Source organism: Streptomyces griseicoloratus (assembly GCF_014534645.1).
In the GTDB taxonomy this organism is placed as follows: Bacteria; Actinomycetota; Actinomycetes; order Streptomycetales; family Streptomycetaceae; genus Streptomyces; species Streptomyces griseicoloratus.
This window is the reverse complement of sequence record NZ_JACVQF010000184.1, coordinates 49,424-71,084: the sequence shown is the minus strand read 5'-3', so window position 1 is coordinate 71,084 and position 21,661 is coordinate 49,424. Positions and strand designations below refer to the sequence as shown.

The 21,661-nt window shown below is 73.7% G+C and carries 20 protein-coding genes; 14 read left to right on the top strand and 6 right to left on the bottom strand.

Going from position 1 to position 21,661, the window contains the following annotated elements; all coding sequences use genetic code 11:
* Positions 1-171: 171 nt before the first annotated feature.
* Positions 172-588, top strand: a complete 417-nt coding sequence (locus H0H10_RS11665) for a hypothetical protein (RefSeq protein ID WP_188180827.1) — start codon at positions 172-174, stop codon at positions 586-588.
* Here the strand turns inward: H0H10_RS11665 and H0H10_RS11660 are convergent.
* Complete coding sequence (locus H0H10_RS11660) at positions 506-1,363, bottom strand: DUF4184 family protein (protein WP_188180826.1); 858 nt, start codon at positions 1,361-1,363, stop codon at positions 506-508. The two genes, H0H10_RS11665 and H0H10_RS11660, sit on opposite strands and share 83 nt — an antisense overlap.
* Before the next feature lie 219 nt (positions 1,364-1,582).
* Here H0H10_RS11660 and H0H10_RS11655 point away from each other — a divergent pair, with 219 nt between their 5' ends.
* Positions 1,583-3,391 carry a lytic transglycosylase domain-containing protein gene (locus tag H0H10_RS11655; protein WP_188180825.1) on the top strand — a complete coding sequence of 603 codons (1,809 nt, stop codon included), beginning with the start codon at positions 1,583-1,585 and terminating at the stop codon, positions 3,389-3,391.
* Positions 3,392-3,478: 87 nt separating this feature from the next.
* Here the strand turns inward: H0H10_RS11655 and hrpB are convergent, their stop codons facing one another.
* On the bottom strand, positions 3,479-6,007 hold the full coding sequence (hrpB, locus tag H0H10_RS11650) for an ATP-dependent helicase HrpB (protein WP_188180824.1): 2,529 nt from the start codon (positions 6,005-6,007) through the stop codon (positions 3,479-3,481).
* A gap of 103 nt (positions 6,008-6,110) precedes the next feature.
* On the bottom strand, positions 6,111-6,935 hold the full coding sequence (locus H0H10_RS11645; protein ID WP_188181047.1) for a class I SAM-dependent methyltransferase: 825 nt from the start codon (positions 6,933-6,935) through the stop codon (positions 6,111-6,113).
* 376 nt (positions 6,936-7,311) lie between these two features.
* On the opposite strand from H0H10_RS11645, the gene rpsA reads away from it, so the two are divergent.
* From rpsA to H0H10_RS11625, 4 genes are all read left to right on the top strand, one after another.
* Positions 7,312-8,802 (top strand): 30S ribosomal protein S1, encoded by a 1,491-nt coding sequence (gene rpsA / locus H0H10_RS11640; protein ID WP_188180823.1) that lies wholly within the window; start codon positions 7,312-7,314, stop codon positions 8,800-8,802.
* A gap of 243 nt (positions 8,803-9,045) precedes the next feature.
* A complete protein-coding gene (locus tag H0H10_RS11635; RefSeq protein WP_188180822.1) occupies positions 9,046-9,984 on the top strand; it encodes a PAC2 family protein in 939 nt (312 codons plus the stop codon).
* A 57-nt stretch (positions 9,985-10,041) separates the two neighbouring features.
* Entirely contained in the window at positions 10,042-10,647 is a 606-nt protein-coding gene (coaE, locus tag H0H10_RS11630) for a dephospho-CoA kinase (RefSeq protein ID WP_188180821.1), read from the top strand.
* 80 nt (positions 10,648-10,727) lie between these two features.
* The gene (locus H0H10_RS11625) at positions 10,728-11,108 is read left to right on the top strand and encodes a tetratricopeptide repeat protein (protein ID WP_188180820.1); all 381 of its coding nucleotides are present in this window, start codon (positions 10,728-10,730) and stop codon (positions 11,106-11,108) included.
* Positions 11,109-11,222: 114 nt separating this feature from the next.
* Here H0H10_RS11625 and H0H10_RS11620 read toward each other — a convergent pair whose 3' ends face one another.
* Entirely contained in the window at positions 11,223-11,486 is a 264-nt protein-coding gene (locus H0H10_RS11620; protein ID WP_188180819.1) for a DUF6343 family protein, read from the bottom strand.
* A 179-nt stretch (positions 11,487-11,665) separates the two neighbouring features.
* On the opposite strand from H0H10_RS11620, the gene H0H10_RS11615 reads away from it, so the two are divergent.
* Together H0H10_RS11615 and H0H10_RS11610 are read left to right on the top strand one after the other, a co-directional pair.
* Positions 11,666-12,346 (top strand): class I SAM-dependent methyltransferase, encoded by a 681-nt coding sequence (locus H0H10_RS11615; protein ID WP_188180818.1) that lies wholly within the window; start codon positions 11,666-11,668, stop codon positions 12,344-12,346.
* Positions 12,347-12,445: 99 nt separating this feature from the next.
* Positions 12,446-12,886 carry a DoxX family protein gene (locus tag H0H10_RS11610; RefSeq protein ID WP_188180817.1) on the top strand — a complete coding sequence of 147 codons (441 nt, stop codon included), beginning with the start codon at positions 12,446-12,448 and terminating at the stop codon, positions 12,884-12,886.
* Positions 12,887-12,895: 9 nt separating this feature from the next.
* Here the strand turns inward: H0H10_RS11610 and H0H10_RS11605 are convergent, their stop codons facing one another.
* Positions 12,896-13,555 (bottom strand): RNA-binding S4 domain-containing protein, encoded by a 660-nt coding sequence (locus H0H10_RS11605; RefSeq protein WP_223179738.1) that lies wholly within the window; start codon positions 13,553-13,555, stop codon positions 12,896-12,898.
* Between the two features lie 106 nt (positions 13,556-13,661).
* Between H0H10_RS11605 and H0H10_RS11600 the strand changes: the two genes are divergently transcribed.
* Together H0H10_RS11600 and pip are read left to right on the top strand one after the other, a co-directional pair.
* Complete coding sequence (locus H0H10_RS11600; RefSeq protein ID WP_188180816.1) at positions 13,662-14,390, top strand: uracil-DNA glycosylase; 729 nt, start codon at positions 13,662-13,664, stop codon at positions 14,388-14,390.
* Positions 14,391-14,399: 9 nt separating this feature from the next.
* The gene (pip, locus tag H0H10_RS11595; protein ID WP_188180815.1) at positions 14,400-15,377 is read left to right on the top strand and encodes a prolyl aminopeptidase; all 978 of its coding nucleotides are present in this window, start codon (positions 14,400-14,402) and stop codon (positions 15,375-15,377) included.
* 27 nt (positions 15,378-15,404) lie between these two features.
* Here pip and H0H10_RS11590 read toward each other — a convergent pair whose 3' ends face one another.
* The gene (locus tag H0H10_RS11590) at positions 15,405-15,899 is read right to left on the bottom strand and encodes a GNAT family N-acetyltransferase (protein WP_309141773.1); all 495 of its coding nucleotides are present in this window, start codon (positions 15,897-15,899) and stop codon (positions 15,405-15,407) included.
* A 639-nt stretch (positions 15,900-16,538) separates the two neighbouring features.
* Here H0H10_RS11590 and H0H10_RS11585 point away from each other — a divergent pair.
* The 4 genes from H0H10_RS11585 to H0H10_RS11570 all read left to right on the top strand — a co-directional run bounded on the left by H0H10_RS11585 (position 16,539) and on the right by H0H10_RS11570 (position 21,599).
* Complete coding sequence (locus H0H10_RS11585) at positions 16,539-17,315, top strand: nucleotidyltransferase domain-containing protein (RefSeq protein WP_188180813.1); 777 nt, start codon at positions 16,539-16,541, stop codon at positions 17,313-17,315.
* Positions 17,316-17,533: 218 nt separating this feature from the next.
* On the top strand, positions 17,534-19,414 hold the full coding sequence (locus tag H0H10_RS11580) for an FUSC family protein (RefSeq protein WP_188180812.1): 1,881 nt from the start codon (positions 17,534-17,536) through the stop codon (positions 19,412-19,414).
* A gap of 37 nt (positions 19,415-19,451) precedes the next feature.
* Positions 19,452-20,801: an amidohydrolase gene (locus H0H10_RS11575; RefSeq protein ID WP_188180811.1), complete on the top strand. Its 1,350-nt coding sequence runs from the start codon at positions 19,452-19,454 to the stop codon at positions 20,799-20,801.
* Positions 20,802-20,909: 108 nt separating this feature from the next.
* On the top strand, positions 20,910-21,599 hold the full coding sequence (locus tag H0H10_RS11570; RefSeq protein ID WP_188180810.1) for a DUF899 domain-containing protein: 690 nt from the start codon (positions 20,910-20,912) through the stop codon (positions 21,597-21,599).
* The last annotated feature ends 62 nt before the right edge of the window (positions 21,600-21,661 follow it).

Genomic DNA, 21,661 nt, shown 5'->3' with positions numbered 1-21,661 from the left:
GTGCCCTCGCCCGGCAGTCGCACGCGCCCTCTCCGGGGAGCCGTACGCGCGTTCGCCGGGCAGCCGCACTCACCCCCGCCGCACCGCCTCCGGTCCCGCCCCCGGAGGGCCCGTCACTCAGGTGGACCCCGCGAGAAAGCCCCCGTTCCCGTCTCCCGTGAGGATGCGGGCATGGGTATACGCATGCTCCACCACCGGACGGCACCGGCGCGGGCAAGCACCGACGGACGCGCCTGCGTGCCCCTCCTGCCGGTCCCGGTCTTCGCGCCGGGCGCAAGCACCGCCCGCATCCCCACCCCCCTCGCGGCCGCCCTGCGCCGCACGGCGGCCGGCCTGCGCCGCAGGCTCGCCCACCGCCGTCCGGTCCCCGCAGCCCCACGCGAGACGCCCGCCTGGCGCCTGTGGGCCGAGCTGGCCCGCGGCTACCTGGCGCTCGTCCTCAGCCTGCTGCCGCAGACCCGCCCCGCACACACCTTCACCGTGTTCGTCGCGACCGCCGACACCCTCAGCGCACGACAGGGCGGCGGCCCGACTCCGCACCGACGTCTTCCCGGCCACCGGGGCCCCCGGCCGGACGCCGCGCCCTGACCGCCACGGCGTACAGCAGCAGCCCGGGGACCAGCCCCGCGCCGGCCCCGAAACACACCGTCGGGATCAACTCCCACGGCTTCGCGGTGGCCCCCCAGTAGTCCCACCACCGGGTCGCCCGCTGCAGCGCCCCGGCGACCGCGCAACCGCCGAGCACGCCCCCGGCCCACCACCGGTCCCGCACCGACAGCACCGGGAGCCCCGGCGGTTCGGCCCGGGGCGCCCGGCGCAGCGCCCGCGCCAGGAACACGGCGATCACCACGGCGGCCACCGCGGAACCGCCGTACTGCAGGTACCAGTACAGCGGTGAGCCGGCGATCTCCCGGCCCAGAACGGGGAACACCCGCATCCCCCACCGGTCGAGATGGGTGAACGCGTCCCACACCACGTGCGTCAGCGCGCCCAGAACCGCCGACACGTACCACCGCGCCACGAGCGACGGCACCACGCGCGCGCGTGGCGCACCGCAGCGCAGCAGTGCGGCGGCCCGCCCGCGCCGGCCCCGCGGCAGCAGGGCCACCAGCGGCTCGCGCACCAGCAGCCACAGCCCCACCAGCGCCCAGGCGACGAGCACATCGACGGTGAACACACCCGCGAAGGAGTGCGTGACGTCCCCGAACTCCATCGCCCCGGACAGGAAACTCGCCGCGTAATAGGTCATGTCGGGTGCGAAGGAGCCCGCGACCAGCACGGCCGGTACCAGCCGGCCCCGACCGGTCCCGTCCGTGCGTACGGCGGGCAGCACGGCGGCGGCATGACTGAGGGTGAAAGGCAACGCGGCTCCTCACATGGCCAACTGGTGAAAATCGGGCACGAACGGGTGCCCGTGCAAAGCAAGTTGTCGTAGGGTCGCCTGCGGCACCGTTTCGGTCGAACAGACGAGCACGGCGCGCGGAAAGTTGCGGTGCAACCCTCGGTGCCGGCCGATCGTCACAACAGGGCGAGCACAACAGACGGAGACGGACGCGCGGCGTCCACGGGAGGGGTTCACTCTATGGCGGCGCATTTCGGCAGGAGGCTGCGCAAGGGGGCGGTCACCACCACCGTGGCAGCGGTCGCGGTCGCGGCCCTGTCCGCGTCCCAGGCTCCCGACGTCACGGCCGACGACCAGGGCAGACGGACCACCGCCGACTCCGTGCCGACGCCCGACTCGCCCTCCGACGACAGCGCCACCGGCAACTCGCCCTACTACACGGACCTGCCGCCGCTCAACAGCCCGAGCCCCGCGCCGACCGTCGGCACTCCCGTCACCCAGGGCCCGGCCGAGGCGGGCATCCCCGCGACCGTCCTCGACGCCTACAAGAAGGCCGAGGCGGCGCTGCGCACGGCCAAGCCGGGCTGCAACCTGCCCTGGCAACTCCTCGCCGCCATCGGCAAGGTGGAGTCGGGTCAGGCCCGCGGCGGCCGCGTCAGCGCCGACGGCACGACGCTCAGCCCGATCATCGGCCCGCAGCTCGACGGCAACGGCTTCGCGCTCATCAAGGACACCGACAACGGCGTCTACGACGGCAACAGCAGCTACGACAACGCCGTCGGCCCCATGCAGTTCATCCCGTCCACCTGGGCCTGGGCGGGCCGCGACGGCAACGGCGACGGCAAGGAAGACCCCAACAACATCTACGACGCCGCGCTCGCCGCCGGCCACTACCTGTGCCGCAACGGCTGGGACCTGTCCGTCCCGGCCGACCTCAAGCGCGCCATCCTCAGCTACAACAACTCGCAGGACTACCTGCACACGGTCCTGTCCTGGCTGGAGTACTACCGCAGGGGCACCCACGAGATCCCCGACGGCACCGGCACGCTGCCCGTCGGGCGCAGCGACGACTCCACCGGCACCGGCCCCAGTCCGTCACCGGGCACGGGCTCGGGCACAGGCTCCGGCCCCGGCTCGAACGGCGGCTCCGGGGGCTCGACCCAGCCGCAGACGCCGGGCACGTCGACGCCCGGCCCCGGGAAGCCCACCGACCCATCCACCCCCGGCGGCCCCGGGTCCCCGACACCCAACCCGCCCGCCTCGCAACCCCCGACGACCGCCCCCACGCCCACCGACACGGTGCACCACCTGGAGAACGCCGGCACCGCGGGGCTCACCGCGACCGCGGGCGACACGTTCACCGAGAGGATCGGCACCCGCGCCGAGACCGAGGCCGGCAAGGCCGTCGGCAAGGTGCGCATCCGGTTCACCATCCTCGGCGACACGGACGCCACGTTCGCCGGCGGGGAGACCGTCGCCGCGGTCACCACCAACAGCTCCGGCGTGGCCGTCGCGCCCGCACTGCGAGCCGGGGAGAAGACCGGCGCGTTCACGGTCCGTGCCACCGTCGTCGGCCGCACGGTCCCCGGGCTCGACTACCGGGCGACCGTCACCGAGCGCGTCGCCGACGCCATCGCCCGCACCGACGACGCCGCGCTCACCTGCACCCCGGGCGGCGAGTTCGCGAACCAGGTCCAGGTGAAGGCCACGTATAAGGGCGCCGTCGCGGACAAGGTCGCCGTCACCGCCACGCTGGTCAAGTCGGCGACCGACCCGGCCCAGAACGACGAGGGCCCCTACTTCAAGGACGCCGACGGCAAGGCCGTACGCACCCTGAGCGGCCTGCGGACGGACGCCGGCGGCCTGCTGACGCTGCCCAAGCTGTACGCGGACGGCACCGCCGGCACGTTCGTGCTGCGGCTCACCACCGCGGGCGGCGCCACGCTCGACGTCCAGCTGAAGGTGGCCGAGCCCGAGCCGTCGCCGAGCCCGTCCACCGGCTCCTCGCCCGAGGCTTCCCCGAGCCCGTCCACCGAGCCCGAGGCGTAGCCCTCCGCGGGCCCCTGCGGACTCCGGTCCGGACCCGGTCCGATCCGGTCCCGATCCGGACCGGGTCAGGCCCCGGACCGGATCGGGTCACCGCCCCAGCCGCGCTTTGGTGTGCCGCGTGGGCTCGGCGGTGGCCGGGTCCTCGGGCCACGGGTGCTTCGGATACCGGCCGCGCAGCTCCGCCCGTACGCCCTTGTAGCCGTCCTTCCAGAAGGAGGCCAGGTCGGCGGTGACGGCGGCCGGCCGGCCGGCGGGGGAGAGGAGATGGACCAGCAGCGGCACCCCGGCGATCTCGGGCGACCGCTGCAGCCCGAACATCTCCTGCAGCTTCACCGCCAGGACCGGCCGCTCGGGGTCGCCGTAGTCGATACGGATCCTGGACCCGCTGGGTACGGTGATCCGCTCCGGGGCCAGTTCGTCGAGCCTCGACGCCTCGCCGGACGCCCAGGGCAGCAGCCGCGCCAGCGCCTGCCCGGCGTCGATCCGTGCCAGGTCGGCCCGCCGCCGGGCCCGGCCCAGCTCGGGCTCCAGCCACTCGTCCACGCGCGCGTGGAGCGCGTCGTCGGAGACATCGGGCCAGGGCTCACCGAGGTGCAGGCGCAGGAAGGCGAGCCGCTCGCGCAGCACCTGCGCATCCGCCGACCAGCGCAGCAGCCCGAACCCCTCCTGCCGCAAGCCCTCCACCAGCGCGCCCCGTACGAGGCCGGGGTCGGCACCGGTCAGCGGCCGCACCGCCAGTTCCACGGCCCCCAGCCGCTCGACACGCCGGGCCACGACATCGCCGTCCGCCCAGTGCACCTCGTCCCGCTCCTCCAGCAGCGCCCCCGCTGCGAGCCGGGCCGTCGCCTCGTCGACGACCGCCCCGAGCTGCACGCGCGCGTGCCCCTTGCCGACGGGCCGGTCGGCCACGGCGACCGCGATCCATGGCGCACCGCGCAGCGCCGACCCCTCGGACAGCTCCGCCCGGGTGCCGGAGGCCATGAGGTACGAACCGCCGTCCTTCCTGGCCACCCGCTCCGGAAAGGCGAGGGCGGCCACGAGCCCCACGAGACGGTCCTCCGTGAGCGCCTCGGACTCCTGCGCCGGCTCCTGCGCCGACCGCTGCGCCGACCGCTGCGCCGGCTCCTGCGCCGCGGCCCGCAGCCGCCGGAGCTCGGTCCGCCACCGAGTGCCATACGCGTCACCCCCGCGCCGGGCGGTCCGCAGCGCGGCGGCGAGATCGTCCCCGTACTCCCGCGGCGGCTCCTCGCCGAGCAGCGCGACCACCTCGGCCGCCGCGGCCGGGGCGCCCGCGTCGAGCAGCGCCCGCCCCAGCCGGGGGTGCAGCCCCAGCCGTGCCAGCCGCACCCCGCGTTCCGTGGCCCGTCCGGCGGGGTCCACCGCCCCCACGGCCGCCAGCACCGACCGCGCCGCCGCCATCGCCCCGCCCGGCGGCGGATCCAGCAACGCCAGCCCGGACGCGTCGGGATCGCCCCAGCAGGCCGCCTGGAGCGCGAACGCCGTCAGGTCGGCCACCTTGATCTCCGGAGCCGGGAAACGCGGCAGACGGGCGTCCTCGGCCTCCGCCCAGCACCGGTACACCGCCCCCGGCGCCTCGCGCCCCGCACGCCCGGCCCGCTGCCGCGCCGCCGCCCGCGAGGCCCGTACCGTCGTCAGCGCGCTCAGCCCACGGGCGTGGTCCACCCGCGGCTCCCGCGCCAGCCCGGCGTCCACCACCACCCGCACGCCCGGCACCGTCAGCGAGGACTCGGCCACCGAGGTCGCCAGCACCACCCGGCGCCGCTGCCCGGGAGCCAGCACCGCGTCCTGGACGGCGGCCGGCGCCCGCCCGTGCACCTGGAGCACCTCGACGTCACCGAGATCCCCGAGCTGCCCCGCGACCCGGGCGATCTCCCCGACGCCCGGCAGGAAACACAGCACGTCCCCGTCGCGCTCGGCCAGCGCCCGGCGCACCACCGACGCGACGTGCGCGAGCAGTGCCGGGTCCACCCGCATCCCGTGCGGCGGCCGCACCGTCCGCGCCGGGGGCGCCCAGACCACCTCCACCGGGTGCGACACACCCTGCGCCTCGACCACCGGCGCCCCGCCCAGAAGCCGCGCCCAGCCCTCCGCGTCCGTCGTCGCCGACGCCGCCACCAGCCGCAGCTCCGGCCGCAGCGCCTGCCGCACGTCCCACAGGAACGCCGCCGTCGTGTCCGCGTCCAGATGCCGCTCGTGGCACTCGTCCAGGATCACGACGTCCACACCGGCCAGCTCCTGGTCCCGCTGCAGGCGCTGCAGGAGCACACCGGTCGTGACGACCTCCACGCGCGTGTGCCGTCCGACGACCCGCTCACCGCGGACAGTGTGGCCGACGCTCTCACCGGGCTTCTCGCCCAGCAGCCACGCCATCCGGCGGGCCGCCGCCCGCGCCGCGATCCGCCGCGGCTCGGCCACGACCACGCGCCGGGCGGGTCCCTCCCCCAGCAGCCCCGCCAGCGCGAGCGGCACCAGCGTGGTCTTGCCGGTGCCGGGCGGCGCGACCAGAACGGCGGTGCCGTGCTCCTCCAGGGCATCGTGCAGAGCGGGCAGCGCACCGCGTACGGGCAGGGCGTCCAGAGCGTCGAAACGGATCACGTCCCCAGTGTCGTACGCCGGAGGAACGGCCCTTCACGCGCGCGTGCGCGGACGCATGGCGCGTGCGCGGACGTGTCACGGAAGAAACGTGCGCGGAGGGGACTCAGTCCCGCTCGCACACGAAGATCGCCGTCCCGGGGATGAGATGCCCGCGCAGCGGTGACCACCCGCCCCACTCGGAGGTGTTCCAGTCCGGCCACTCCGGCTCCACGAGATCCACCAGCCGGAACCCAGACGTCACGACGTCCCTGACCCGGTCGCCGAGCGTCCGGTGGTGCTCGACGTAGACCGCGAGGCCCTCCTCGTCCTGCTCGACGTACGGCGTACGGTCGAAGTAGGAGGCGGACACCGACAGCCCCTCGGGGCCCGGCTCGTCCGGGAAGGCCCAGCGGATGGGATGCGTGACGGAGAAGACGAAGCGGCCCCCGGGCCGCAGCACCCGCCGCACCTCGCGCAGCACCAGCCGCGGGTCGGCGACGAAGGGCAGCGCCCCGTACGCCGAGCAGGCCAGGTCGAAGGAGCCGTCCGCGAAGGGCAGCACCGCGGCGTCCGCCTGCACCAGAGGGAAGGAGCCGCCGATGCGCAGCGCGTGCTGGAGCTGACGGTGCGACAGGTCCAGGGCCACCGGACGGGCGCCCTGGCGGAGCAGCCAGCGCGAGCACTGGGCGGCGCCGGCGCCGATCTCCAGGACGTCCTTGCCCTTCAGCTCCTCCGTGGGGCCGAGCAGCTCGGCCTCCACCTCGTCCAGGCCCTCGGGACACCACACGAAGCGGTCGTCGCCGAGGAAGGTGCCGTGCTCGGTCTGGTACTCGTCCGCGTTGCGGTCCCACCAGCCCCGGTTGGCCCGGGCGCTCTCCGTGACCCCGGCGGCACGCCGGGTGGCCTCCGGTTCGTGGGCTTCGTGCGCGGACGTTTCGGGCTCTTGGATGACCGGCTCCCTCGTACTAGTCTGCGGGCTCTCCGTACAGCCGGTTCCCGGGTGTCGCGGAAGGGACGCCGAGGGGCCCGCGTGGCCTCGGGGGACGGCTTTTGTGCCGGGAATGCGGCGATCCGCCCCGGGTGTGCGGCTTCGCGCATTGACCCTGCCCGGCTGCCCCCGTATGCTACAAGTTGCGCTGCGGGCCTGCGCACCTCAGACGTAGCAGGCTGCGCTCGCATCTGTTGTATGTCCCCTCGGTTGTCGAGGCGCAACACCGGTGATCGGTGGGGCGCTTCCTTGGCTGTCCGGCTTCTGCAGAGCGAAACGGGCTCCCGGCGTAAGCAGTACCTACGACTTCAATGTCCGTACCGGAGCCCTTTCCCACATGACGAGCAGCACCGAGACCACCGCCACCACCCCGCAGGTAGCGGTCAACGACATCGGTAACGAGGAAGCCTTCCTCGCAGCGATCGACGAGACGATCAAGTACTTCAACGACGGCGACATCGTCGACGGCGTCATCGTGAAGGTCGACCGGGACGAGGTCCTGCTCGACATCGGTTACAAGACCGAAGGTGTCATCCCGAGCCGCGAGCTCTCGATCAAGCACGACGTCGACCCGAACGAGGTCGTCGCCGTGGGCGACGAGATCGAGGCCCTGGTCCTCCAGAAGGAGGACAAGGAAGGCCGCCTGATCCTCTCGAAGAAGCGCGCCCAGTACGAGCGTGCCTGGGGCACCATCGAGAAGATCAAGGAAGAGGACGGCATCGTCACCGGTACCGTCATCGAGGTCGTCAAGGGTGGTCTCATCCTCGACATCGGCCTCCGCGGCTTCCTGCCGGCCTCCCTGGTCGAGATGCGCCGTGTCCGCGACCTCCAGCCGTACGTCGGCAAGGAGCTCGAGGCGAAGATCATCGAGCTGGACAAGAACCGCAACAACGTGGTCCTGTCCCGCCGTGCCTGGCTGGAGCAGACCCAGTCCGAGGTCCGCCAGACGTTCCTCACGACCCTCCAGAAGGGTCAGGTCCGTTCCGGTGTGGTCTCCTCGATCGTCAACTTCGGTGCCTTCGTGGACCTGGGTGGCGTCGACGGTCTGGTCCACGTCTCCGAGCTGTCCTGGAAGCACATCGACCACCCGTCCGAGGTCGTCGAGGTGGGCCAGGAGGTCACCGTCGAGGTCCTCGACGTCGACATGGACCGCGAGCGCGTCTCCCTGTCGCTGAAGGCGACCCAGGAAGACCCGTGGCAGCAGTTCGCCCGCACCCACCAGATCGGCCAGGTCGTGCCCGGCAAGGTCACGAAGCTGGTTCCGTTCGGTGCGTTCGTCCGCGTGGACGAGGGCATCGAGGGTCTGGTCCACATCTCCGAGCTGGCCGAGCGCCACGTGGAGATCCCGGAGCAGGTCGTCCAGGTCAACGACGAGATCTTCGTCAAGGTCATCGACATCGACCTCGAGCGTCGCCGGATCTCGCTGTCCCTGAAGCAGGCCAACGAGTCCTTCGGCGCCGACCCGACGGCCGTCGAGTTCGACCCGACCCTGTACGGCATGGCCGCGTCCTACGACGACCAGGGCAACTACATCTACCCCGAGGGCTTCGACCCCGAGACCAACGACTGGCTCGAGGGCTACGAGAAGCAGCGCGAGGAGTGGGAGCGCCAGTACGCCGAGGCGCAGCAGCGCTTCGAGCAGCACCAGGCGCAGGTCATCAAGTCCCGCGAGGCGGACGCCCAGGCCGCTGCCGAGGGTGGCGAGGCCGCCGCTCCGGCCGCGACCGGCGGTTCGTACTCCTCCGAGGGCGGCGACCAGTCCGGCGCCCTGGCGTCGGACGAGGCGCTGGCCGCGCTGCGCGAGAAGCTGGCCGGCGGCCAGAGCTGAGCGCACGCTGAGCAGGAGCTCCTCATCGAGCGGTAGCTCGTGAACCGAGGGCCCGCACCCTTCCCGGGGTGCGGGCCCTCGGCGTGTCCGCGGGCGGCGGGTCCCGGGAGGCCGACCGGTCGGGGGACGTCGGCCGGCGGTCCGGGAGGGTGATCACCGGAAGGCTGAACCGGGGCCCGCGCGGGAATGCCCCGGTCGGCACACGTGTTGTGAGTAGCGACAACGAGGAGGGGAGCGGTCACTGTGCTTGATCCGCAGGGTTTGTACGCATGGGAGCCGAAGGGCCTGGCCGTCGTCGACATGGCGCTCGCCCAGGAGTCGGCCGGCCTGGTCATGCTCTACCACTTCGACGGGTACATCGACGCCGGCGAGACCGGCGACCAGATCGTCGACCAGTTGCTCCAGTCGCTGCCCCACCAGGTCGTCGCCCGGTTCGACCACGACCGGCTCGTGGACTACCGGGCCCGTCGGCCGCTGCTGACCTTCCAGCGCGACACCTGGACCGGCTACGAGGAACCCGCCATCGAGGTGCGGATCGTCCAGGACACCACCGGAGCGCCCTTCCTGCTGCTGTCCGGCCCGGAGCCGGACGTCGAGTGGGAGCGCTTCGCCGCGGCCGTACGGCAGATCGTGGAGCGGCTCGGCGTGCGCCTGTCCGTCAACTTCCACGGCATCCCCATGGGCGTCCCGCACACCCGCCCCGTCGGCATCACCCCGCACGGCAACCGCACCGACCTCGTCCCGGGCCACCGCAGCCCCTTCGACGAGGCCCAGGTGCCCGGCAGCGCGGAGGCGCTGGTCGAGTACCGGCTCCTGCAGGCCGGACACGACGTGCTCGGCATCGCCGCACACGTGCCGCACTACATCGCCCGCTCCCCGTACCCGGACGCGGCCCTGACCGCCCTGGAGGCCATCACGGCGGCCACCGGACTGGTCCTGCCCGGCGTCGCGCACTCCCTGCGGACGGACGCCCACCGCACCCAGACGGAGATCGACCGGCAGGTCCGGGAGGGCGACGAGGAACTGACCGCGCTCGTCCAGGGCCTGGAGCACCAGTACGACGCCGCCGCGGGCGCCGAGACCCGGGGCAACATGCTCGCCGAACCGGTCGAGATCCCGTCCGCGGACGAGATCGGACGTGAGTTCGAGCGCTTCCTCGCGGAGCGCGAAGGCGAGGCCTGACATCCGCGAGGCGCCCACCCGGACGCCTCGCCACCGCCAGGCCCTAAGCTTCCGCTCATGCTGAAGGTGGGCCTGACCGGCGGGATCGGCGCCGGCAAGAGCGAGGTGTCACGGCTGCTCGTCGAGTGCGGCGCCGTACTGATCGACGCGGACCGGATCGCCCGCGAGGTCGTCGCGCCGGGAACCGACGGGCTCGCCGCGGTCGTGGCGGCGTTCGGCGAGGAAGTGCTCGCCGAGGACGGCAGCCTCGACCGGCCCAGACTGGGCTCGATCGTCTTCGCCGACCCCGAGAAACTGGCCGTGCTGAACTCGATCGTGCACCCCCTGGTCCGTGCCCGCTCCCGCGAGCTCGAAGAGGCCGCGGCCGAGGACGCCGTCGTGGTCCACGACGTCCCGCTCCTCACCGAGAACGGCCTGGCACCGCTGTACGACCTCGTGATCGTCGTGGACGCCGACCCCGCCACCCAGCTCGACCGGCTCGTACGGCTGCGCGGCATGACCGAGCAGGACGCACGCGCGCGCATGGCCGCCCAGGCGACCCGCGAACAGCGCCGGGAGATCGCGGACATCGTCATCGACAACGACGTACCGCTGGAGGAGCTGCGGCGCCGCGTGAAGGAGGTCTGGGCGGAACTGACCCGCAGGGCACACGGGTCACACTGAGCACCTCACTGCCTGTCGCCGCAGGAATAGCCCCCCACGCGCGGGCGTTGAAACCTGCCAGTGAGGGAAGGACTCTAGCCGTGCCCGAGACCAGCGGTTCGACCGGACGTACTCCGGAGACGGATGTCATCGACTTCCGTGCCGCCGAGCAACTGCTCGCGGCGCGGGACCCGCGGGGCGCGGTGAAGCTGCTCGACGGAGTCATCGCCGCGCACCCGGAGAACACCGCCGCGCGCCTGCTGCGTGCGCGTGCCTTCTTCGCGGCGGCACAGCTGAGACCGGCCGAGCTGGAGTTCACCGTCGTGCTGGAACGCGAGCCGGACAACGCCTTCGCCCATTTCGCACTCGCCCGCACCTACGAACGCCAGGGCCGCCCCGACCAGGCCCGGCGCCACTTCCGCCTGGCGGCCGCCCTCGACCCCAACCCGCAGTACCTGGAGCAGGCCCGGTTCGACTCCTGATCGCCGTGCCGTGCCGGCGTGGCCCGGCATGGCCGGGCACGGGTCTACGGCCGGGTGCGTGGCGGCCGGGTGCGGGGGTCTACGGCCGGGTGCGCGGCGGCCGGGCGTGGAGGTCTACGGCCGGTTCCGCGGCGGCCGGTACGGCGGGATGCCCGGGCCGGGCTGGTAATGCGGGCCCTGGCGCATGTGCCGGAGGATCACGGCCATGTCGATCGTGACCACCAGCCACAGCGCGCCGCAGGCGGCGGCCCAGCCGGGCCGCCCGGCGAGCGCGAAGGCGGTGGTCCCGAAGACCGCCCAGGCCAGCCCCCACACGCACAGCCAGAAACGTGCCCGCAGGGCACTGCGCGCGGTCGCCGGTTCACTTCCCGTACGCATCGGGGGATCACCGCTTCCTCGTTCACCCCTCCCGTGGGACTCGATGGACTCGACAACCCCTCCTGTGGGAAACGTACTCCTCTGAACCAGGCCGACGGGCGTTCACTCGGTCGGGTGAATCGGGCTCGGGTGGGAACGGGCGTGCGGGGACGGCCCGTTGGACGGGCATGGAGCTGAAAATGCGAGAGGGACACCAGGGGACGGGACCCGGAGCCATCACCCCGGACGGCTGCGCGGTCGAGCTCTACTCGCGGCTGCCGGTGGGGGACGAGCCGGACATCGTCGCCGGCGCCGTGCCCGCGGGCGCGCACATCCTGGAGCTGGGCAGCGGCGTGGGCCGGGTGACCCGTCCGCTGCTGGAGCGGGGGTTCACGGTCACGGCGGTCGACGAGTCCGCCGAGATGCTGGAGCACGTCCGGGGCGCACGGACGATACGCAGCGCCATCGAGGACCTCGACCTGGGCGAGAGGTTCGACGTGGTGATGCTGGCCTCGTTCCTCGTCCACACCGGGGACGCCGAGGTGCGGCGGGGGCTGCTGCGCACGTGTGCCAGGCATGTCGCGGAGGACGGCTGTGTGCTGATCCAGCGGGAGGGCGAGGACTACCACACCGACCTGCCGCGCGAGCGGGTCGACCCGAGCGGTTTCACCGTACGCATCGTGTCGTCGGAACCGGTGGGAGACGGTGTGCACGCGGTGCACGCGGAGTACGAGTTCCCGGACGCGGTCTGGACCCAGACCTTCCGGGCCCGGCCACTGACGAAGGAGCAGTTCGAGGAGGCGCTCGCGGAGGCGGGCCTGAAGGTGGACCGGTATCTGACCGAGGACCGGATATGGGTGCGGGCCGTGCCGGCGGGCTAGGAACCGTGACCGAGGTCCTCGGCGGGAAGCGATGAGTTCGGGGGCGAGGGGCGGTCCTACCTGCGACACGGCACGGACCGCTTTCCCCAGGAGATCCCCATGTCCCAGACCGCCGCTCGGACCACCAGCGCCGCCGCTTCCGCCACGTCCCCCCGTGGCCGGGGCGCCCGGATCGCGCTGCGCGGGGTCCAAGTCCTCCTCGCAGTGTTCTTCGGGACAGCGAGCGCCCTGCCCAAGCTGATCGCCCACTCCTCGGCGGCCGAGACCTTCGACGAGATGGGCTGGGGCAGCGCGGGCATGTACGTCATCGGCATCCTCGAACTGGCCGGGGCGGTGGCCCTGCTGGTCCCGGTGCTGCAGTCGGTGGCGGCCATGGCGCTGAGCGCACTGCTGGTGGGTGCGTTCGTCGTCCAGCTCACCGTCTTCGACGGGGAGAACGCGGCGACGCCCGTCATCCTGATCGTGCCGCTCCTCGTGATCGCCTGGGCGCGCCGCCGGCACAACGCGGAGCTGCTCCGGTTGGTCCGCCGACGCGCGTGACCGGTGCCCTCAGCTTCCTGCGGAGCTGCCGGGGCGGCCCGGACGGCTCCGGCGGGCCGGTTGTCCGGGTTGCCCGGGGTGGCCGGGTTGAACCAGGCCACCCAGTCCACCCGGGCCGCCAAGACCACGCAGGCGTTCCAGCTCACGCCGGTCGCGCTTGGTCGGGCGGCCGGCGCCCCGGTCGCGGATGCCGGCCGGGGCGACCGCCTCGCGGGGCGGTGGCGGCGGGGAGTTGTCGATGTAGCACTGGGCGGCCACAGGGGCACCGACGCGCTTGCGGATCAGCCGCTTGACGATGACGATCCGCTCCCTGCCCTCCTGCCGCAGGCGCACCTCGTCGCCGACGCGCAGGGAGTGAGCGGGCTTCACGCGCTCGCCGTTGACCCTGACGTGGCCGCCCCGGCAGGCGGTGGCGCCGAGGGAGCGGGTCTTGATCAGGCGGACGGCCCAGATCCAGCTGTCGACGCGGACGGTCTCGCCCGGCTGCGGCCGGGCCGCCTCGGCGGCGGCGATGGCCGCGGCGATCTTCGGGTCCGTGGCCTGAGGAGCGGCCTGCCCGGCGGCCGTCTCAGCGGCCTGCTCGGCGGGGTTCGACCCGGCCGCCCCGGCCGCGGAACCCCGTGGGCCGCTCACCCGGTCGTCCCTGTCCTGGTCATGCTCGGAAGCCATGCCCCCGACCTTAGCTCCCCGGTCTCCTCAGGCGCGCCGGATGGCCGAGGGAAGAGGCAGCCGACGGCCCGGTCGGTGGTCTTACGGTTGGTCTTACGGTGGAGGAATGGACACCAGCGGCCTCCCCGGACTCGACCAGCGGATCGCGGGGTGCCGGGCCTGCCCGCGGCTGGTCGCCTGGCGGGAGGAGGTGGCCGCCACCAAACGGGCGGCCTTCGCCGACTGGACCTACTGGGGCCGGCCGGTGCCGGGCTTCGGCCCACCGGACGCCCGCCTGCTGATCGTCGGCCTCGCTCCCGCGGCCCACGGCGGGAACCGCACCGGCCGCATGTTCACCGGCGACCGCTCCGGGGACGTGCTGTACCAGGCGCTGTACGACGTGGGCCTCGCATCGCAGCCCACCGCGGTCTGCGCCGACGACGGCCTGGAACTGTACGGCGTGCGCGTCACCGCGCCGGTGCACTGTGCGCCGCCCGCCAACAAGCCCACGCCCGAGGAGCGCGACACCTGCCGGCCGTGGCTCGTCCAGGAGCTCAAGCTGCTGCGGCCGACGCTGCGCGCCGTGGTCGTCCTCGGCGCCTTCGGCTGGCAGGCCGCGCTGCCCGCGTTCGCGGCGGCCGGATGGCGCCTGCCGAGACCCCGGCCGGCCTTCGCGCACGGCACCCGGGTCCGCCTCGACGGACTCGACCTCTTCGGCTGCTTCCACGTCAGCCAGCGCAACACCTTCACCGGCCGGCTCACGCCCGCGATGCTCCGGGAGGTGCTGGGCGAGGCGGCACGGACGGCCGGCCTGCCGGCCGAAAACGGGGGGACGGCACCGCAGCAGGGCCGTTAGCGTGCCCGGATGAGCCTGTATCCCGAGATCGAACCGTACGACCGCGGCATGCTCGACGTCGGAGACGGCAACCGGATCCACTGGGAGACCTGCGGCAATCCGTCCGGCAAGCCCGCGGTGGTGCTCCACGGAGGGCCCGGGTCCGGCGCGAGCGCGAACTTCCGGCGCTACTTCGACCCCGCCGCGTACCGGATCGTGCTGCTCGACCAGCGCGGCTGCGGCCGCTCGACACCGCACGCGAGCGCCTACGACACCGACATGAGCGTCAACACCACGGCTCACGTCATGGCCGACCTGGAGCTGCTGCGCCGGCACCTGCGCATCGAGCGGTGGCTGGTGTGGGGCGTGTCCTGGGGATCGGTGCTCGGGCTGCGTTACGCCCAGACCCACCCCCACGCCGTGACGGAGCTGGTGCTGACGGCGGTCGCGACCGGCTCGAACCCCGAGGTCACGCTCATGACCAAGGGGCTCGGGAAGCTCTTCCCGGAGGCGTTCGCACAGTTCCTGGCCCCGCTCCCCGAGGACGAACGGGACGGGAACCTCGCCGCCGCCTACAACCGTCTGCTGGAGTCCCCCGATCCCCGGGTGCGGGAGAGGGCGGCGCGCGCCTGGACGGACTGGGAGACGGCCATCGCGTCGGCCCCGCCCCGCTCGGTGCCACGCTACGAGGACCCGGTGTTCCGCATGGGCTTCGCGCGCATGGTGACGCACTACTGGGGCAACGACCACTTCCTGGGAGAGGGCAACGACGAGGGTGTCGTGCTGCGCGACGCCCCGCTGCTGAAGGACATCCCCGGCACCCTGGTCCAGGGCGGACTCGACCCGGGGAACCTCCTCGGCACCGTCTGGCGGCTCCACCACGGCTGGCCCGGCAGCGAGTTGCTGATCGTGGACGAGGCCGGGCACAGCGCGAGCGCGCCGGGTGTGACGGAGCTGCTCGTCGCGGCGACGGACAAGTACGCCGCACGCCGGGGAGACGTGGGCTGAGCCGAGCCACCAAGGGCGGGCGCCGGATCAGGGACGCCAGACGTACCGCACGTCCGGCTCCCGTTCCTCGTTGCCACGCCCGTCCGTCCACTCCACGGCGACGAATCCGTGCCGCTCGTAGAAGCGGTGGGCGGGCCTGTTCACCTGGAAGGTCCACAGGCTCAGCCCCCGAGGGCGGCGCTCCTTGGCGAGCCGGACGAACCGGTCGCCGATGCCGCGCCCGCGCCGGCCGGGATCCAGATACAGCTGCGAGAGCACGTCGCCGTCGAGCACCATCACCCCGACGATCCCGTCCCCGTCCCGGTTCCTGTCCCCGTCGCCGTCCGCCTCCGCCGCATCCGCGACCCAGGTCTCCCGCGACGGCACCACGACGTCCCGGAAGTACGCGCGTACCTCGTCGTCCGAGCGTGGCCTGACGACCGTGGGCAGCGCGGCGGCGAAGGAGCGCAGCCAGACGTCGGCCGCGGCACGGGCATCGGCGGCCGTGGCCCGCCGCAGGACGACCGGTACCTCCCGGCTCACGGACGCACCTCCTGGGGCACGACGACGAGACCGGGAACGGTGACACGCGGGATCAAGGCGGCTCCTGGGACGGTGGGGACGGCGAGCGGCCGACGCCCCGATCGTCCGCTCCTCCACCGACCACCGCATCCGAATTTCCCGACGGCCCATCCGCCTGCCCTCCTGCCTGCGGCGGGACTCCTCCCTCGGACCGGGCTCCTTTCTGCGCCGGGATCCGAGCCGACAGCACCCGCCGTCTGCGCCGAGCGGTCGCGTCGGCCGCCGCGGACCGGCGTGCGGCAGCCGCCGACGCGGCCCGGAACGCGGCGTCGCGCTCCGCCGCCTCCACCCGCTCGACGGCATACAGACGAGTCGGCGGGCCAGAGCCGCCGTACGGGCGGGTACGCAGCAGATCGGGTTCACCGAGCAGCCGGCGCACCAGCCCGGCGGTCCAGCCCCTGGCCCGCAGCCCGGCCGCCGAGATGTACTCGCGCCCCTGCCTGCCATGGCTCTCCGGTGCCGTCATCACGACCTCCCCCTGTCCAACCGTGGCTACGCTCCGTGACTGCTTCATTGATAACGCCCGCCACTGACAATCACCCCTCACGGGGCCTGCGTAGGCTTGCGTGGCCAGCCCCCGACCGCCAGGAGCCCGCAGCCGTGCCCTCCCTCTCGGACCAGGTCTTCCTCGACACGACCGCCGACCGTCTCGCCGCCCTGCCCACCGTCCGCGCGGTCACTCTCGGCGGCTCCCGGGCCCAGGGCACCCACCGTCCCGACAGCGACTGGGACCTGGCGATCTACTACCGGGGCGCCTTCGACCCGGCCGACCTCCGTGCGGTCGGCTGGCCGGGCGAGGTCTCCGAGATCGGCGCGTGGGGCGGCGGCGTCTTCAACGGCGGTGCCTGGCTGACGATCGACGAACGCCGGGTCGACGTGCACTACCGCGACCTCGACGTCGTGGAACACGAGGTGACGGAGGCTCAGGCGGGACGGTTCGGCGTCGAGCCGCTGATGTTCCACCTCGCGGGCATCCCGACGTACCTGGTCGTCGCGGAACTCGCGATCAACGAGGTCCTGCGCGGCGACTTGCCCCGCCCCGCCTACCCGGACGCCCTGCGCGCCACCGCCCCCGAACGCTGGCACGGCACGGCCGTGGCCACCCTTGCCTACGCCAAGGCCGGCCACGCCCCCAAGGGCGCCCTCACCCAGGTCGCCGGCGCGATCGCCCTCGCCACGACACAGGCGGCCCACGCGGTGCTGGCGGCACGCGGTGAGTGGGTCACCAATGAGAAGCGCATGGTCGAACGCGCTGGCCTGGGCGCCGTCGACACCCTGATGGCGAATCTGACACCGGAGCCCGAGGCGCTGACCCGGGCGATCACGGAGACCGAGGGGATGCTCGGCGCGGCCGTGGAGGCGGCCAGGCAGCCGTAGGCGCCCCGAGCCGGACGCGTCCGTGCCGGAGCCCCCGTGGCGGACGCGCCCATGAGGAGCGCCCACACATCTCCGGCCCGGCGTCACACCCCGGAAACACGCCCGTTCCCTCCCCTCCAAGAACGCCCGTTACGGTGGACACCGTCCACACCACAGCCCGGCCACCGTCGCCCGATGGCTCACCCCGCCCTCGACGAGACGACAGGAGGCCGAGCCCCGTGTCCCGCCTCGCGCGTGCCGTGTCCCTCCCGCTTCCGCCCTGGCTCGCCCACGCCCTGCGTGCCCAACGCGGGCCCGTCCCCTGGAACGCGGTCACGCGGGGTGCGCTGGCCGCCGGGCCGCTGCTGGTCGCCGCCCTGGTCGCGGGGCGGGCCTCCCTCGGTGTCGTCGCCGCCATCGCCGCGATGCTGGCCGGGATCAACGACCGGCCGGGCAGCAGGCGGGCCTCCGTCAAGCGGATCGGCGTGCCCGCGCTGGCGGGGGCGGCCGGGCTGCTCGTCGGGACGTACGCGGGGCAGCACCTGGGAGCCCTGGCGCTGACCCTCGTCCTCACCGCGATCGGTCTGCCGGCCGGTGCCGTCAGCGCGGCCGGGCCCGTGGCCTCCGCGACCGGCACGCAGTTGCTGGTCGCCACCGCCGTCGGGGCCGGGATGCCGCTGCCCGACCCCGGGTGGCAGCGTGTTCTGGCCTTCCTCGCCGGCGCCGGATGGCTGCTCGCGCTGCGGCTGGCCCTGCCCACGCCCGGCTCGCTGACCGGCGACCTGCGGCTCGGCTTCCGGTTCGACGGGGAGCGGGCGGCCGTCGCCGACGTGTACGACGCCGTCGCCGCGCTCCTCGACGCGGCCGGCACGGAGCACGCCGTCACCCGCCGGGCCGCGCTCACCGCCGCCCTCGACCACGCCCAGGACGCGTTGTCCGGACCCCGGCTGCGGCGCCACGCCTCGTCCGCGGCCGAACGGCGGCTGCACGCCCAGTACGCCGCCGCGCTGCCCCTCGCCGAGGCCGCGACCGCGCTCGCCTGGGCGGGGGAGCCCGTGCCCGCACGGGCCGGTGCGGGGCCCCGCCGGCTCGCCGCCGCCGTACGCGGCGGCACCCACACCGGGCCGCTGCCCGCGCCCGACCGCTCGGCCCCGGGCCTGCGCGCCCTCGACGACGCCCTGCTGCACGCCGCCGTGGCCTTCGACCAGGGCGGGGGCGGCGACCTGCACACCCGCAGGCGGTCGCCGCGCGCCGTGCTGCGCACGGTCCTGGGGGCCGGCGGGCGGGAGTACGGACTGCGCGTGGGCCTCTGCTTCGGGGCCAGTGCCGCCGTCGCCCAGGCCCTGCACCACGGTCACTGGTACGGGCAGCACCAGCACTGGTACTGGCTGCCCGCCACCGCCGTCTTCCTCGTCAAGCCCGACCTCGGGCCGCTCGCGTCCCGGGTGCTGTGCCGGGCGGCCGGCACCGTGCTCGGGGCGCTGGTCTTCGCCGGGTTCGCCGCCGTGCTGCCACGGCCGGAAGGGCTCGTCGCGCTCGTCGCCGTCAGCGGCGCCCTCCTCCCCGTCGCCGCCCGGCACTTCGCCGCGCAGACCGCCGTCGTCACCGTCCTCGTCCTCGCCCTGGTCATGGTCGGCGGAGAGCCCCAGGCCTCGGCCGGCCGCATCGGCGAGACCCTGCTGGCCTGCGCGATCGTGCTGCTCGTCGGGCACCTGCCGATGCCGGGGCAGCGCGGCGGCGGCGTCCGCGCCCGGCTCGCCGCCGCTGGCGGTGCCGCGCACGCCTACCTCACCCACGTACTGGACGGGGCCGACGACCGGGCCACCCGCTGGACGCTGCGCAGGGAGGCCTACCGCGCGCTCGCCGAGGCCCGCTCCGCCATCGCCCTCGCCGCCGCCGAACTTCCCTCCCTGGCCCGGCACTCCACGGGCGCCGACGAGGTCGCGGCCGTCCTCGAACGTCTCGTCGACACCACCACCGCCTGCGCCGTGCACCTCGACGACACCGGCCGGCTCACGCCCCGGCACGTGAGGCGGCTGGCCGAACTGCGGGACGAACTCGCCGAGCGGCGCGAGCGGCTGGGGCGGCCGCGCCTGCCCGGGCAGCCGCTCGCCGGATAGCCGGCCGGGGCGGTTCGCGCTGCCGTACGTTGGCGGCATGACGCACCCCGCCGATCTCGTCATCACCGGCTGCACCGTGCTCGTCCACGACGACCGGGAAGGCATCGGCTTCTCCGAGGACGCGGCCGTCGTCGTACGGAACGGGGTCGTCGACTCCGTGACGACCGCCGCCGCCGTCGACGGACTCCCCGCCGCCGAACGCATCGACGCACGCGGACAGGCCGCCCTGCCCGGACTGATCAACTGCCACACGCACGCGCCGATGGCCGCCCTGCGCGGCCTCGCGGAGGACCTGCCCACCGAGGAGTGGTTCAACGACGTCGTCTGGCCCGTCGAGTCCAACCTCACCGAGCGGGACGTGGAGCTGGGCGCCCGGCTCGCGTGCGCCGAGATGATCCGCGGGGGCGTGACCTGCTTCGCGGACCACTACTTCGCCATGGACGCCGTCGCCGCGGTCGTCGCCGAGTGCGGGATGCGGGCGCTGCTGGGCCAGGCGTACTTCTCCTCCCAGGGAGCACAAGGCCGGGAGCAGTCCCTGGAGTTCGCGCTGCGGCACCGCGGCACGGCAGGCGGGCGCATCACGACCGCCCTCGCCCCGCACGCCCCCTACACCGTGGACGAGGCCGACCTCGCCGCCACCGCCGCCCTCGCCCGCGACCACGGCCTGCCGGTGCACCTGCACGCCGCCGAGAACCGCGACCAGACCGACACCAGCCTCGCCCGGCACGGGGTCACCCCGATCGAGGTCCTGGAGCGCACCGGGATCCTCGACACCGACGTGCTCATCGCGCACGGCACCGGCATCGTCGAGTCCGACCTGCCCCTCCTCGCGCGCGCGGGAGGCCGTACGGCCGTCGCGACCGCACCGCGCGGCTACCTGAAGTTCGCCTGGCCCACCACCACACCCGTGCGCGCCCTGCGGGACATCGGGATCCCCGTCGGACTCGCCACGGACGGCGCCGCCTCGAACAACTCCCTCGACGTGTGGGAGTCCATGGCCCTCACCTCCCTGATCCAGAAGTCCACCGAGGGCGACCCGCGCTGGCTGACCTCCCGTCAGGCCCTCCACCACGCCACCCTGCAGAGCGCCCGGGCGGTCGGGCTGGGTGACACGGTCGGCAGCATCGCGCCGGGGCGGCGGGCCGACATCGTCCTCGTCGACCTCACCGGCCCGCACACCCAGCCCGTGCACGACCTCGCCGCCACCCTCGTGCACAGTGCGCGCTCCGCCGACGTGCGCACGACGATCGTCGACGGACGGGTCCTCATGCGGGACCGGCAGCTGCTCACCCTCGACGTCCCGGCCGTGGTGGAGGAACTGGGGGAGCGGCTGCCCGCCCTGGTCGACCGCGGCCACGGCCGCCGGATCCAGGCGTACGACACCTGATCCGGCACCGTCCCGGAGACGCCGGAAAAAAATCTTGCCGAACCGCCGATGAGTTCCGCTCCTGCCGTCGGTCACCACCCCCGACGGACCGTTGCACAGGAGGAGCCCATGTCGCTTCCCGAGATCGTCTCGCGCGCGGAGTGGCGCGCGGCACGCGAGGCCTTACTGGCCAAGGAGAAAGCGGCCACACGCGCGCGTGACGCCCTCAACGCCGAGCGGCGCAGGCTGCCCATGGTGGAGATCGACAAGGAGTACGTCTTCGAGGGCGGAGACGGGAAGGCCACGCTGCTCGACCTCTTCGAGGGGCGGGACCAGCTGGTCGTCTACCACTTCATGTTCGCCCCCGAGTGGGACGCGGGCTGCCGCAGCTGCTCGGCGTTCCTCGACCAGATCGGGCACCTGGTGCACCTTAAGGCACGGGGCACGTCGTTCGCCGCGGTGTCCCGGGCGCCGTATCCGAAGATCCTGCCGTTCAAGGCCCGGATGGGCTGGACGCTGCCCTGGTACTCGTCCTACGTCAGCGACTTCAACACCGACTTCGAGGTGACCCTCGAACGCGAGGGCGAACTCGTCGAGCGGCCGGGCCTCAGCTGCTTCCTGCGGGACCGCGATCGCGTCTTCCACACCTACTCGACGTACGAGCGCGGCCTCGACGGACTCGGCTCGACCACCAGCCTCCTGGACCTGACCGCGCTGGGCCGGCAGGAGGCGTGGGAAGAACCCGAGGGGCGCGCGTCGGCTCTCGGGGCGCCCGCGGGAAGTGAGAGAGTCCGGTATCACGACGAGTACGACTTCTGACACCCCGAGTGACCCGAGGGCCCGAACGGCTGAGGCGCCGCTCACACTTTGCGGTGAACGGG

What these genes read in the sequence shown, in the direction of transcription:
- H0H10_RS11665 (WP_188180827.1), top strand. Translation starts at nt 172, where the DNA reads ATGGGTATACGCATGCTCCACCACCGGACGGCACCGGCGCGGGCAAGC.
- H0H10_RS11655 (WP_188180825.1), top strand. Translation starts at nt 1,583, where the DNA reads ATGGCGGCGCATTTCGGCAGGAGGCTGCGCAAGGGGGCGGTCACCACC.
- rpsA (WP_188180823.1), top strand. Translation starts at nt 7,312, where the DNA reads ATGACGAGCAGCACCGAGACCACCGCCACCACCCCGCAGGTAGCGGTC.
- coaE (WP_188180821.1), top strand. Translation starts at nt 10,042, where the DNA reads ATGCTGAAGGTGGGCCTGACCGGCGGGATCGGCGCCGGCAAGAGCGAG.
- H0H10_RS11620 (WP_188180819.1), bottom strand. Translation starts at nt 11,486, where the DNA reads ATGCGTACGGGAAGTGAACCGGCGACCGCGCGCAGTGCCCTGCGGGCA.
- H0H10_RS11615 (WP_188180818.1), top strand. Translation starts at nt 11,666, where the DNA reads ATGCGAGAGGGACACCAGGGGACGGGACCCGGAGCCATCACCCCGGAC.
- H0H10_RS11610 (WP_188180817.1), top strand. Translation starts at nt 12,446, where the DNA reads ATGTCCCAGACCGCCGCTCGGACCACCAGCGCCGCCGCTTCCGCCACG.
- H0H10_RS11605 (WP_223179738.1), bottom strand. Translation starts at nt 13,555, where the DNA reads ATGGCTTCCGAGCATGACCAGGACAGGGACGACCGGGTGAGCGGCCCA.
- H0H10_RS11600 (WP_188180816.1), top strand. Translation starts at nt 13,662, where the DNA reads ATGGACACCAGCGGCCTCCCCGGACTCGACCAGCGGATCGCGGGGTGC.
- pip (WP_188180815.1), top strand. Translation starts at nt 14,400, where the DNA reads ATGAGCCTGTATCCCGAGATCGAACCGTACGACCGCGGCATGCTCGAC.
- H0H10_RS11575 (WP_188180811.1), top strand. Translation starts at nt 19,452, where the DNA reads ATGACGCACCCCGCCGATCTCGTCATCACCGGCTGCACCGTGCTCGTC.
- H0H10_RS11570 (WP_188180810.1), top strand. Translation starts at nt 20,910, where the DNA reads ATGTCGCTTCCCGAGATCGTCTCGCGCGCGGAGTGGCGCGCGGCACGC.